Here is a 13,844-nt window from a genome sequence, read left to right on the forward strand (position 1 = left end):
CTCCTTATTTCTGCTCTGCTTACGCTGTTTTCAGCGAGGTAACCTCAATGATATCAGAAGCACATGGATTCGCGGCGACTGGCGGGATGAATCCCTTGTGTTTACGCAGGAGAAGCCTTCAGTTACCATCTAAGCCCGTTTTTTCAATCAACAGAAAGCTACGCAAACTATGACTCAAGTCGCTAAAAAAATTCTGGTAACGTGCGCCCTGCCCTACGCGAACGGATCAATCCATCTCGGCCACATGCTCGAGCATATCCAGGCAGACATTTGGGTGCGTTATCAGCGAATGCGTGGCAATCAGGTTTATTTCATCTGCGCCGACGATGCGCACGGTACCCCTATCATGCTGAAAGCGCAGCAGCTGGGGATTGCACCGGAGCAGATGATTGCAGAAATGAAACAGGAGCATGAAACGGACTTTGCCGGTTTCAATATCAGCTATGACAACTATCACTCAACGCATGGCGACGAAAACCGTGAGCTGGCCGGGCTGATCTACGGTCGCCTGAAAGAGAACGGTTTCATCAAGAACCGCACGATTTCGCAGCTGTATGACCCGGAAAAAGGGATGTTCCTGCCGGATCGCTTTGTGAAAGGCACCTGCCCGAAATGTAAGTCACCTGACCAGTATGGCGACAACTGCGAAGTCTGCAGCGCGACCTACAGCCCGACAGAGCTGATCGATCCGAAATCCGTGGTGTCCGGTGCGACGCCGGTGCTGCGTGATTCCGAACACTTCTTCTTTGATCTGCCCTCCTTCAGCGAGATGCTGCGTGCCTGGACCCGTTCTGGCGCACTGCAGGATCAGGTTGCGAACAAAATGCAGGAGTGGTTTGAGTCGGGCCTGCAGCAGTGGGATATCTCCCGCGATGCGCCTTACTTCGGCTTTGAAATTCCGGGTGCGCCGGGCAAATATTTCTACGTCTGGCTGGATGCGCCTATCGGCTATATGGGCTCGTTCAAAAACCTGTGCGATAAGCGCGGCGACATCGACTTCGACGAGTTCTGGCGTAAAGACTCCACCACCGAGCTGTACCACTTCATCGGTAAAGATATCGTCTATTTCCACAGCCTGTTCTGGCCCGCGATGCTGGAAGGCAGCAACTTCCGCAAGCCAAACAACCTGTTTGTGCACGGCTATGTCACCGTCAACGGTGCAAAAATGTCGAAGTCGCGTGGCACCTTTATTAAGGCCAGCACCTGGCTGCAGCATCTGGATGCCGACAGCCTGCGCTATTACTATGCGGCGAAACTCTCTTCACGCATCGACGATATCGACCTGAACATGGAAGATTTTGTTCAGCGCGTGAACGCCGACATTGTCAATAAAGTGGTTAACCTGGCGTCACGTAACGCGGGCTTTATCACCAAACGCTTTGACGGCAAGCTGGCGGCTGAGCTGGCCGATCCGGCCCTTTATCAGACCTTCGTGGATGCCTCAGAGAAGATTGGTGAAGCCTGGGCCAGCCGTGAGTTCAGCCGTGCGATTCGTGAGATCATGGCGCTGGCCGACCTGGCTAACCGCTATGTCGATGAGCAGGCACCGTGGGTGGTGGCGAAGCAGGAAGGCCGCGATGCCGACCTGCAGGCTATCTGCTCGATGGGTATCAACCTGTTCCGCATCCTGATGACCTGGCTGAAGCCGGTGCTGCCTTCCCTGAGCGCACGCGCCGAAGATTTCCTGAAGTGCGAGCTGAGCTGGGATGCTATCGCCCAGCCGCTGCTGGATCACCAGGTCGCGCCGTTTAAAGCGCTCTACAGCCGCATTGAAATGGCGAAGGTTGAGGGACTGATTGCGGCCTCAAAAGAGGATGCCGCTGCCGCAGCTGCACCGGCCGCAAGCGGCCCGCTGGCAGAGTCACCTGTCGGTGAGCCCATCAACATCGACGATTTTGCCAAAGTGGATATGCGCGTGGCGCTGATTGAGCAGGCGGAACTGGTTGAGGGCTCAGACAAGCTGCTGCGTCTGCAACTTGACCTGGGCGGGGAAAAGCGTCAGATCTTCTCCGGCATCCGCGCCGCTTATCCTGATCCGTCAGTGCTGGTCGGTAAAATGACCATCATCGTCGCCAACCTCGCACCACGTAAGATGCGCTTCGGCATCTCTGAAGGCATGGTGCTGTCAGCAGGACCGGGCGGCAAAGATCTCTTCGTGCTCTCCGTGGATAGCGGTGCGGTACCGGGTATGCCGGTTAAGTAACCCGCCGCTGACGAAATCCGTTCCGGACTGAAACCCTTTGCGCCTCTGCAGGTGCGAAGGGTTTTTTTATATCCGCCACGCACGCTCTCTTCCTGCACAGGTGAGCGCGGCCTCCTCTCCTGCCGCTTTCCGGCGCATAAATGTGATCGCTAGCACGCTAAGCGGTTAATGCGTATGATGAAGCTCAGTAAAAACAGGAGCCTGCCATGCTCACCGTGCTGTCTGTCTGCGGGCGCTATCTGCGCGCCTTTATCATCATCTATCTCTGCCTGTATGCCGGAATCGGCATCGCCTCGCTGCTGCCCATTACCCTGCCCGGCAGCATTATCGGCATGTTAATTCTGTTTGCCCTGCTCGCGTCGCAAATCCTGCCGGTAAGCTGGGTGAAACCGGGCTGTCATCTGCTGATTCGCTATATGGCCCTGCTGTTTGTGCCGATCAGCGTTGGGGTGATGAACTACACCGATGTGCTGACCGCGCAGTTTGGCCCTATCGTGATCTCCTGTGTCGTCAGCACCCTTCTGGTGCTCTCGATTGTCGGCGTGAGCGCCCACAAGCTGCACAGCCGGAAGCCGGCCGGGGAGTCGGGCGATGAGTGAAATCTGGTGGTCACTACCGCTGACGCTGGCGGCCTTTTTCCTGGCGCGCAAACTGGCAATACGGCTGAAGCTCCCCCTGCTCAATCCGCTGCTGGTCGCGATGGCGATAATTATTCCGATACTGCTGCTGTTGCAGCTGCCCTACTCGCGCTATTTCGCCGGCAGCCAGATTCTCAATCAGCTGCTGCAACCGGCGGTGGTGGCCCTGGCACTGCCGCTCTATGAACAGATCCATCAGATCCGCGCCCGCTGGAAATCCATTATCGGCGTCTGCTTTATCGGCAGCCTGACCGCCATGACCTCGGGCACGGCCATTGCGCTCTGGCTGGGGGCGACGCCCGAAATTGCGGCCACTATCGTGCCGAAATCGGTGACCACACCGATTGCCATGGCCGTCTCCGGTTCATTGCACGGTATTCCGGCCATCAGCGCCATCTGTGTGCTGATCGCCGGGGTGCTGGGTGCGGTCTTCGGTCATATGGTGCTGAACCTGCTCGGCGTGAAGTCTAAAGCCGCACGCGGTCTGGCAATTGGCAATGCGTCACATGCACTCGGCACGGCGCGTGCAGCCGAACTCGATTTTCAGGAGGGTGCCTTCAGCTCGCTGGCCCTGGTGATCTGCGGCATCATCACCTCACTGCTGGCCCCCTTTGTTTTTCCGCTGCTGCTGCACTGGTTTGGCTAAAACTTTGCGAGAGATCTCGCAAAGTTGAAACATGCAACACAGGTTACATTGTCAGAGCGACCTGGATCACATATAAACCGGTGACCGGCACGTCGCCCTGCTGAATTTAATGAGGCTCTCATGCAATCCCGTTTCCTCTCCGCTTTTGAGGCATTGCCATCCACGCTGCAAACGGCGCTGGCTCCCCTGCTGGACGATCCTGACTTTCAGGCGCGACTGAGCGCCAGCCAGGTCGCTGCACTGCAGCAACAGACGCAGATGGACGCCGATACGCTGGCGCTGGCGCTGCTGCCCCTGGCAGCGGCCTGCGCTGTCGCCACCGTCTCCCACTTCAACGTCGGCGCGATCGCCCGTGGCGTCAGCGGTGCCTGGTACTTCGGGGCGAACATGGAGTTTGTCGGCGCCCCCCTGCAGCAGACGGTTCACGCCGAGCAGAGCGCGATTACCCACGCCTGGCTGTGTGGCGAGCCGCAGCTGGAGAGCATCACCGTCAACTACACGCCGTGCGGTCACTGCCGCCAGTTTATGAACGAGCTGAACAGCGGCACCGCTATTCGTATCAGCCTGCCGCAGCGCGCAGTGAGTACCCTGGCTGACTATCTGCCGGATGCATTTGGCCCGCGCGACCTCGACATCAGCACTTTCCTGATGGACCGCGTTGATCACGGCTACGTCGCTACAGGTGACGAACTGGTGCAGGCGGCCGTTGCCGCCGCCAATGCCAGTCACGCCCCCTACAGCCAGTCGCACGCCGGGGTTGCGCTGCTGACCGTGAGCGGTTCGATTGTCACCGGCCGCTATGCGGAAAACGCCGCGTTTAATCCCAGCTTCCCGCCCCTTCAGGCGGCGCTGGTGCGGCTGAACATGCAGGGCGGCGATGTCCGTCAGATAAAAAGAGCGGTATTAGCGGAAGCAGAAAATGCCACGCTGAGCCAGTTTGCCGCCACGCAAGCCACGCTGCAGACATTTGGCTGCAGTGAGCTGCTGCATGTGACGCTGAACAAAGCATAACCGGCTGTCAGAAAGGCCACAGTTTTGTGAGCTTTTATGAACAAACGCTGTACTTCTGCGGGAAATTTCATAGGATCTGGCGCCAGAATTCACGTCATGACAAATTACTCTGAATAATTCAGGTTGCAGGATGGCAGCACGGTCGTGAATTTCCCGCAGCGGTGACCCTGCCGCTACAGGCCTGCAGTCTGAGCTATAACGGGTAAGAAAACTGGCGCTACCTTTCCGGCGTGACGCCAGACAACACTGCAACCGGAGCATCACCGCATGGAACTCGACTACGAAAGTAAACGCCCGCTTTATATCCCATATGCTGGCCCGATTTTGCTTGAATTTCCCCTGCTGAACAAAGGCAGCGCCTTTACCCTCGAAGAACGTAACGAATTTAACCTCAATGGTCTGCTGCCTGAAGCGGTGGAGTCGATTGAAGAGCAGGCAAAGCGTGCCTGGCGTCAGTTCCAGGACTTCAAAAACAATAACGATAAGCACGTCTACCTGCGAAACATCCAGGACACGAACGAAACGCTGTTCTACCGCCTGCTGGATAACCATCTCGAAGAGATGATGCCCATCATCTACACCCCGACCGTCGGCGCAGCCTGCGAACATTTCTCTGAAATCTACCGTCGTGCGCGTGGCGTTTTCATCTCCTACCCGAACCGCGATCGCATCGAAGATATGCTGCAGAACGCCACCAAACAGAATGTGAAGGTGATTGTGGTGACCGATGGCGAGCGTATCCTGGGTCTGGGCGACCAGGGCATCGGTGGAATGGGGATTCCGATTGGTAAGCTTTCACTCTATACCGCCTGCGGCGGCATCAGCCCGGCTTACACCCTGCCGGTCGTGCTGGATGTCGGCACCAATAACCAGCAGCTGCTGAACGACCCGCTCTATATGGGCTGGCGTCATCCGCGTATCACCGGCGAAGAGTATGACGCCTTCGTCAATGAGTTCATTCAGGCCGTTAAGCGCCGCTGGCCGAAAGTGCTGTTGCAGTTCGAAGATTTCGCCCAGAAGAACGCGATGCCGTTGCTGAACCGCTATCGCGAAGAGGTCTGCTGCTTTAACGATGATATTCAGGGCACTGCCGCCGTCACCGTCGGCACGCTGATCGCCGCCAGCCGCGCAGCCGGCAGCCGTCTGTGCGAGCAGAAAGTGGTCTTCCTGGGAGCCGGTTCCGCGGGTTGTGGTATCGCTGAGCAGATCATTGCGCAGATGAAATCTGAAGGTCTGAGCGACGACGAAGCCCGTAGCCGGGTGATGATGGTGGATCGTTTTGGTCTGCTTACGGACAAACTGCCTAACCTGCTCGATTTCCAGAGCAAGCTGGTGCAGAAGAGCGAAAACCTGCAGAACTGGGATGTCGCCAGCGACTCAATCTCGCTGCTGGACGTAGTGCGCAATGCCCAGCCCGATATCCTGATTGGTGTTTCCGGTCAGCCGGGTCTGTTCACCGAAGAGATCATCCGTGAGATGCACAAGCACTGTAAGCGCCCTATCGTGATGCCACTGTCGAACCCGACATCACGCGTGGAAGCGACGCCAGCCGATATCATCGCCTGGACTGACGGTGCAGCACTGGTCGCCACTGGCAGCCCGTTCTCGCCAGTAAGCTGGAACGGTAAAACCTATCCGATCGCGCAGTGCAACAACTCCTACATCTTCCCGGGAATTGGTCTGGGTGTGATTGCCTCAGGCGCCAGCCGCGTCACCGACAGCATGCTGATGACCGCCAGCCGCGCACTGGCTGACTGCTCTCCGCTGGTCAACGAAGGCGAAGGCCCGGTACTGCCTGAGATCAAAGATATCCAGGGCGTGTCGAAGATCATTGCGATGGAAGTGGGCAAAGCCGCTCAGCTGGCAGGCGTTGCCGTGGTGACCTCAGAAGATGTGTTGTCACAGGCTATTGCCAACAACTTCTGGCTGCCGCAGTACCGTCACTATCGCCGTACCTCGATTTAATCTTCAGCCTGCCGGACCTGATGGGGTCCGGCAGTGTTCAAAAAGCGCACAGCCAGCCGGCAGTAACTTGCTTCGCTGCGACGCCTCAAGTAGCCTTGTGCCATCTCAACATTCTGACACCGAGTCTCCAGGCGCATGCTGAAACGCGTTTTCATTGGTCTGCTTTTCATCATCTTAGTGATGGTGGCAACTGCGCTCGGCCTCGATCGCTGGATCAGCTGGAAAACGGCGCCTTTCATCTACGAAAATGTCTCTTCTCTGCCGCATCGTCAGGTGGGCGTGGTACTGGGAACGGCAAAATATTACCGCACCGGCGTGATCAATCAGTATTACCTCTATCGGATGCAGGGTGCGCTGAACGCCTACAACAGCGGTAAAGTCAATTATCTGCTGCTGAGCGGGGATAATGCGCTGCAGAGTTATAACGAGCCGATGACAATGCGCCGTGATTTAATCAAAGCGGGCGTCGATCCGGCCGATATCGTGCTCGACTACGCCGGATTCCGCACGCTGGATTCGATCGTACGTACCCGTAAGGTCTTTGATACCAACGACTTCATTATCATCACGCAGCGTTTTCATTGTGAGCGCGCGCTCTTCATCGCCCTGCAACTGGGCATCCAGGCGCAGTGTTATGCCGTGCCCTCGCCGAAGAACATGCTTAGCGTGCGCTTCCGTGAAGTCGGGGCCCGGCTGGGTGCGCTGGCAGACCTCTTCCTGCTCAAGCGTGAACCTCGTTTTCTCGGCCCGCTGGTGCCGATTCCCGCCGTGCGAACCGTCCCGGAGGATGCGCAGAGTTATCCTGCTGTGACGCCGGAACAGCTGCTGGAGCTGGAACAGAAGTTACGGAAGTAGCTCAGTTGCCAGCAACGTGTTGCAGTCTGGCATTCATGTTAAAGGCTCAGTGAATTCTGACAGCAACGAATAAGCCCAACGCGCAGGGAATTGGGTCAGAAGAGGAAAGCGTCCCGCGCCAGGGACGGCGCGGGCCGAGCGTGTCATGGATGACGGCTTTTGCGTCTTTCCGATCTGACCCTGTTTCCTGCGCAGACTCCGTCTTAAAGCAATGACCTACAGCCCTCTCCCATAAACAAAGCAGGCCGGGTGTGTCACGGACAACAGCTTTTGCGCCTTTCCGATCTGACCCTGTTCCCTTCGCATACTCCGTCTCACATCAACCGCCCAGCGCCATCCTCATAAAAAAAGCGACCCGAAGGTCGCTTTTTTCGCAGCAGAGAACGTTACTTCTTACGCGAATACTTCAGTGAATCCAGCGCCACGGCGAAGATGATGATGCCGCCTTTAATAATGTACTGCCAGTAAGGGTTAACGCCGATATAGGTCAGACCGTAGTTGATAACGGTGAAGATCAACACACCGGTTACCACACCCGCCACGCTGCCCACCCCCCCGGCGAATGAGACGCCGCCGACTACACAGGCTGCAATCGCATCCAGCTCATACATAAAGCCGAGGTTGTTAGTCGCCGAACCGATACGACCCGCTTCCAGCATCCCGCCAAAGGCGTAGAACACACCAGACAGCGCATAAATCAGGATCAGGTTCAGCGGCACGTTCACGCCTGACACTTTCGCCGCTTCCGGGTTACCCCCGATAGCGAAAATGTTTTTGCCGAAACGGGTTTTGTTCCACAGCACCCAGACGAACACAATCGCAATCACCGCGTAGAAGGTGATAAACGACAGTTTAAAATCACCAAACCGCAAAAAGCCCTGAGCGAATTTCGAGAAGCCTGCATCAAAACCGGCAATCGGTGACGCACCCACATAGTCGTAATAGAGTGAGTTAATACCGTAAACGATAATCATGGTGCCCAGCGTGGTGATAAAAGGCGTCACCTTCAGATAGGCAATGATCACACCGTTCACCAGACCAATCACTCCCCCGATCACACACACGGTCAGGATAACCAGCGGAATTGGCACCGTATCCAGCGTCGGGAACACTTTGTTCGCGTTGTCCATCGACTGCAGCAGCGTCGCTGCCACAACCGCCGCCAGACCAACCTGACGTCCGGCTGACAGGTCAGTACCCTGGGTCACAATCAGGCCCGCTACACCCAGTGCAATAATAATGCGCACTGAAGACTGGGTCAGGATATTACTCAGGTTCATTAAACTTAAAAATGTCGGGTCCTGGAAAATAATAATAGCCAGCAATACCAGCAGCACGACATAAATGCCGCCCTCTTTTAACCAGGTTAGCGCATTCTTTTTTGTAGTCGCTTTCATGTTAACAGCCCTTGCTTCATTAAAGGTGTAATGACGCTAAACGCAATATTTCGTTCTGCGTGGTCGTTTTGGTATCAACTATGCCTGCTACCAGACCATTACTCATTACCAGAATACGATCGGTAATGCCTAACAGCTCCGGCATTTCGGATGAGATAATAATGATGCCCTTCTCTCTTTTCGCCAGCTCAGCAATCAGCTGGTAAATTTCGAATTTTGCACCAACATCAATACCGCGTGTTGGTTCATCAAGCATCAGGATTTCAGGCTGGGTCAATAACCAGCGGCCAATAATCACCTTTTGCTGATTACCGCCCGAAAGCGAACCAATCTGCGTATGGTGGCCCGGCGTTTTTACCCGCATGGAATCGATCACCCACTGGGTGTCACTTTTCATGCGTTTATTATCCAGCAGCCCCATACTGCTTTTATATTTTTTAATATTCGAGATAAGGGAGTTAAATCCGATATCCAGATAAGCATAAATACCGGTTGAGCGACGCTCTTCCGTCACCAGTGCGAAACCGTGATTAATCGCTTCATTCGCACTGTGGTTATTAATCGGTTTACCATGCAGTTTGATGGTGCCGCCCGATTTTTCGCGAATGCCAAACAGCGTTTCGACGATATCGGTACGTTTGGCGCCCACCAGCCCGGCGATGCCGAGGATCTCCCCTTTACGCAGATCAAATGAGATGTCACGAATCGAAGGCTGACGCAGAGAGGTCAGATTCCGCACCTCAAGAATGGTTTCCCCCGGCACGTTGGTACGGTCAGGAAAACGCTGGTTCAGTGAACGGCCGACCATCATCGCGATGATCTTATCCATATCCAGCCCTTCCAGCGGCTGAGTCGCAATCCACTGTCCGTCACGCAGAATGGTAATCTCATCACACAGCTGGAAAATCTCTTCCATTTTATGAGAGATATAGACGATGCCGCAGCCACGATCTTTCAGCTTACGAATAATCGTGAACAGGTGATTAACCTCTTTCTCCGTTAATGAGGAGGTCGGCTCATCCATAATCACAATTTTTGCGTCATAAGAGAACGCTTTGGCAATTTCAATCATCTGCATCTGCGACACAGACAAATTCGCCACTTTGTCGCGCGGATCGATATCGATATCCAGCTCGTCAAAAATAGCTTTGGTATCCTGATACATCTTATCCTGATCGACAAAGAAGCCTTTGCGCGGATAACGCCCCAGCCACATGTTGTCCATCACGGTGCGCTGCAGAACCAGGTTTAATTCCTGATGCACCATCGACACGCCATTTTCCAGCGCCTCTTTGGAGCTTTTATAGTCGATCTCTTTACCCTGAAACAGGATACTGCCGGAATCTTTTTTATAAATACCAAACAGGCATTTTAATAAGGTGGATTTACCGGCACCGTTCTCGCCCATTAACGCATGAACAGAGTGAGGCCGCACTTTTAAATTCACATTATCTAACGCTTTAACGCCGGGAAATGATTTTGAGACATCCTTCATCTCCAGCAGATATTCTCGCTGCGCGGTCGTATTATCACTGGCCATATTTTACCTGGCTAAAAAACGGTGGTGACATAAAAAAGGCGCGACAGGGGTCGCGCCCGGAATCGAACTTACTTCTGGAACTGAGCCAGATTCTCTTTATCAACCGGAACGTAAGGTACGCGGACGATCTTATCCACCATCTTGAAGTTCGTACCTTCGGTCGCGGCTTTGCCGTTAGCCAGGTTGTTGGCGATATCCAGCGTGGCTTTCGCCTGGTTTTCCGCATCGTTCAGCACGGTACCGGCCAGGGCACCCGATTTCACCAGCGCCATCGCTTCCGGCAGGGCATCGACGCCGAAGACCGGGATAGAGGTCATGTTGTGCGCTTTCAGCGCTTCAACGGCACCCATCGCCATCGCATCGTTGTTGGCAATCACGACTTCGATTTTCTTCGCGTTCGGGCCTGACAGCCACGCATCCATCTTATCTTTAGCCTGTGCGGTATCCCACATCGCCGTATCCATCGCTAACTGCTGGGTTTTCAGACCATCTTTGTTCAGCGTATCGATCACGTATTTGGTACGGGCTTCCGCATCAGGATGGCCTGGCTCACCTTTCAGCAGCACAAACTGGATGGTGCCATCTTTGTTCAGATCCCAGGCCGGGGTCGCTTTCCAGTGTTTCTCAATCAGCTGCCCCTGAATGATGCCGGACTCTTTAGAGTCGGTCCCGACATAGTAGGCTTTGTCATAACCGGCCAGCACTTTCGCGTTAGGCTCTTTGTTGAAGAAGACCACCGGCACGTCATTCGCGCGCGCTTTGTCGACCACTACGGCCGCGGCAGCCGGGTCAACCAGGTTAATGGCCAGCGCTTTCACGCCTTTTGCCATCAGTACGTCAACCTGGTCGTTCTGTTTGGACTGGTCGTTCTGCGAGTCATTCATCAGCAGCTGAATGCCGCCAAGGGTTTTCGCTTCTTTCTCAATGTCTTTGCGCACCATTGACATGAAGTTGTCATCATATTTGTAAATGGTCACGCCGATACGGGTGTCAGCTGCGTGAGCGGTTGCACCAAACATCATGCTGGCAACCAGTGCGGTAAGCGTGAAAACCTTCTTATTCATGGTATCTCCGGTTTTATTATGCAGGGTCTTTTTAGCGCTGCCGCGCAACGTGGCGCGAAAGCAATCGGTAAAACAGATCGGCGGGGCAGTCTGCGCAATTTGCCGCTTACCGCTGACGCCGTCTAAAACCTGACTTCCCTGTGCCTGAACACGTCCGTGAAGAGGGGATGAACCCGTTAACCGGCTACTGAGACCACAACTGATGCCGTTACACTGGCGTTACATAATGTTTCAGTCCGGTAAGACGCTGCCATCATAGTGAGAGCAATGTTAATTAACTGTGAATGTAATCACAGATTGAAAGCGGTTACATGGCTGAATCGCCTGAATTAGTGACGGACTCCACATTTTGCCGCTGCGCGACTGAATGACGCCGCACCAGCGTCGGCATAAAGATGTGCGTGGCGGTGTCATCCAGCAGGCCTGCCGCCCCCTGCAGCGCCAGCTCTGTCGCAATTTTTGCCATAGAAACAATAGGATAACGCACAGTAGTAAGCTGGGGGTCGGTGTAACGCGAGATGGGGATGTCATCAAAGCCAATGACAGAAAAATGCTGTGGCACCTGAATGCCGTTGTCTTTCAGCGCCGTGAGCGCGCCCGCTGCCATGCCGTCGTTGTAAGCAAACACCGCGCTGAGATTGAGATTGCGCCCCAGCAGCTCCACCATCGCCGCTTCGCCGCCCTGCATGTCGGGCTCTGCGCTGGCAATCCAGCTCTCATGCGGCCGGATGCCCTGCTCTGCCATCGCCTGCATCCACCCTTCGCGACGCTGGGCGACATCTTCGATAGGATGACTGGAACAGAGATAGCCGATGCGGCTATGCCCCTGTTGTATCAGGGTCCGGGAGGCCATCAGCGCACCGGCGACGTTATCCAGACTGACGCTGCGCTGCTCAAATCCCGGTATGACGCGATTGATGACAACCATGCCCGGCACATGCTGCATAAAGTCTGCCAGCTCCGCGTCTGAAAGCGTTTTCGCGTGCACCACCAGGGCGCTGCAACGCTGGCGGATCAGCACTTCAATGGCATGACGCTCTTTCTCTTCCTGATGCCAGGAGTTGCTGATGAGGACATGCTTATGGACGCGCTGCGCCACGGTATCCACCGCTTTAACCAGTGCGCCAAAAAAGGGATCGGAAACATCCATCACCACCACCCCGATGGTGTCGCTGACCTGAGTCGCCAGCGCCTGCGCGTTGGCGTTAGGACGATACCCCAGCGCCTCAACCGCCTGTAACACAGCGTCGCGGGTATCAGAGGTGACGGCGCTGCTCTGATTGAGGACGCGCGATACGGTCGCCACTGAGACGCCAGCCTGACGGGCAACATCACGAATTGTTATCATGCAGCAGTTCCAGAAAGGAAAAAGAGGGCATCACGCCGGGTTGAACACCGGCGCTATTTTGTCAGGGGCGGGCGATGTGCAGCGTGAATTGCGTCACATCAATGAAAGCGGTTACATACAATTCTGTAACCTTTGTGATGGCGGTCATTATCTGGCGTGGTCGGACAGGCGTGGTTTTCCGGCTGAGAGCTGGGTAAGCCGCCGCCACAGCCACTCCAGCGGGCCCTGTGCGAAGAAATGTAACCAGATGAGTGAAAAGAGGATATTGATAAGCCAGACCGCAGGCACCATCAGCACCAGCTCCAGCCGGGTAAAGTGCATATAGAAGCCAAAGCGGTAGAACAGCGTGGTACAGATCAGCGACTGCATCAGGTAGTTGGTCAGCGCCATGCGCCCGACACACTGAATGGCATAACTGAACCGCCAGCGTGAAATCTGCGGCCACCAGGCCAGACAGAGCGCCGCATAGCCCAGGCTGATCAGCGGGCTGGCAAGGTCGCGCGGGGTCTGCAGATAAAAGCCGCTCCAGCGGAACTCCCAGTGTAACAGCCACTGCGCAGCGACACCGGCCACCGCTATCGAGAATCCTGCCGTCAGCAGCACGACGGCGGCCTGACGGTAGTGCCGCAGGGGAAACTGGCCCGTCAGCCAGCCACAGCGCAGCAGCGCGCCACCGATCATCATCAGGCCTGCCAGCTGCCAGCCATACTGCGCCGCCAGCGCCATCAGCCCCGATGAGAGGTGATCAAGCCGGTTCTGAATCGCTTCCCAGCCGCCGGCCAGTTTCCAGTAGCGCTCATATTGCAGATCGGCCGCGCCGGGCAGCCAGGAGCGGGTCGGCTCAGGATCGGAGATCGACCCGAATACCAGCAGCACACCGCAACCCACCAGGTAAAGCAGAATACCGGTATTCATCAGGCTGCGGGTGGAAGGGACATCGCGCACGACCCGCCACACCACCAGCCCGATGATGCCGTAATCGAGCAGGATGTCCCCCTCCCAGAGAAACACCCCGTGCAGAAAACCGATCAGCACCAGCAGTGACAGCCGGGCAGTCAGCCAGCGACTGCCGCGCGGCAGTTGCATCTGCAGACCGGCACCAAACAGCAGCGCAAACAGCGTAAGGAATTTGAGCTGGGCAAAGGTATCGGAGAGGGCCCATGTCCAGGCGTCAGCG

At 55.7% G+C, this 13,844-nt stretch carries 11 protein-coding genes; 6 read left to right on the top strand and 5 right to left on the bottom strand.

From position 1 onward, the window contains the following. Positions 1-169 precede the first annotated feature (169 nt). The 6 genes from metG to sanA all read left to right on the top strand — a co-directional run bounded on the left by metG (position 170) and on the right by sanA (position 7,318). Positions 170-2,203, top strand: a complete 2,034-nt coding sequence (metG, locus tag CKF42_RS18315) for a methionine--tRNA ligase (protein ID WP_111208865.1) — start codon at positions 170-172, stop codon at positions 2,201-2,203. Positions 2,204-2,409: 206 nt separating this feature from the next. Then, a complete protein-coding gene (locus CKF42_RS18320; RefSeq protein ID WP_009089187.1) occupies positions 2,410-2,802 on the top strand; it encodes a CidA/LrgA family protein in 393 nt (130 codons plus the stop codon). Beyond that, complete coding sequence (locus CKF42_RS18325; protein WP_009089186.1) at positions 2,795-3,487, top strand: CidB/LrgB family autolysis modulator; 693 nt, start codon at positions 2,795-2,797, stop codon at positions 3,485-3,487. The genes CKF42_RS18320 and CKF42_RS18325 overlap by 8 nt, the downstream gene beginning before the upstream one ends. A 120-nt stretch (positions 3,488-3,607) precedes the next feature. Beyond that, complete coding sequence (gene cdd, locus CKF42_RS18330; protein ID WP_111208866.1) at positions 3,608-4,498, top strand: cytidine deaminase; 891 nt, start codon at positions 3,608-3,610, stop codon at positions 4,496-4,498. 267 nt (positions 4,499-4,765) lie between these two features. Beyond that, positions 4,766-6,463: an NAD-dependent malic enzyme gene (locus CKF42_RS18335; protein WP_009089183.1), complete on the top strand. Its 1,698-nt coding sequence runs from the start codon at positions 4,766-4,768 to the stop codon at positions 6,461-6,463. Positions 6,464-6,598: 135 nt separating this feature from the next. After that, positions 6,599-7,318, top strand: coding sequence for an outer membrane permeability protein SanA (sanA, locus tag CKF42_RS18340; protein WP_058956707.1), 720 nt, complete (start codon positions 6,599-6,601; stop codon positions 7,316-7,318). A gap of 386 nt (positions 7,319-7,704) precedes the next feature. On the opposite strand, the gene mglC is transcribed toward sanA, so the two are convergent. The 5 genes from mglC to yeiB all read right to left on the bottom strand — a co-directional run. Further along, positions 7,705-8,715 (bottom strand): galactose/methyl galactoside ABC transporter permease MglC, encoded by a 1,011-nt coding sequence (gene mglC, locus CKF42_RS18345; RefSeq protein WP_009089178.1) that lies wholly within the window; start codon positions 8,713-8,715, stop codon positions 7,705-7,707. 19 nt (positions 8,716-8,734) lie between these two features. Further along, the gene (gene mglA, locus CKF42_RS18350) at positions 8,735-10,255 is read right to left on the bottom strand and encodes a galactose/methyl galactoside ABC transporter ATP-binding protein MglA (protein ID WP_046102225.1); all 1,521 of its coding nucleotides are present in this window, start codon (positions 10,253-10,255) and stop codon (positions 8,735-8,737) included. A 68-nt stretch (positions 10,256-10,323) separates the two neighbouring features. Continuing rightward, a complete protein-coding gene (gene mglB / locus CKF42_RS18355; protein ID WP_009089175.1) occupies positions 10,324-11,319 on the bottom strand; it encodes a galactose/glucose ABC transporter substrate-binding protein MglB in 996 nt (331 codons plus the stop codon). Between the two features lie 307 nt (positions 11,320-11,626). Beyond that, entirely contained in the window at positions 11,627-12,667 is a 1,041-nt protein-coding gene (gene galS, locus CKF42_RS18360) for an HTH-type transcriptional regulator GalS (RefSeq protein WP_009089173.1), read from the bottom strand. Positions 12,668-12,814: 147 nt separating this feature from the next. Further along, positions 12,815-13,844, bottom strand: a 1,030-nt coding sequence (yeiB, locus tag CKF42_RS18365) for a DUF418 domain-containing protein YeiB (RefSeq protein WP_111208867.1), incomplete at its 5' end; no start/stop codon positions are given.

The sequence above is a fragment of the Pantoea sp. ARC270 genome (genome assembly GCF_003236725.1).
Taxonomy (GTDB): Bacteria; Pseudomonadota; Gammaproteobacteria; order Enterobacterales; family Enterobacteriaceae; genus Pantoea; species Pantoea anthophila.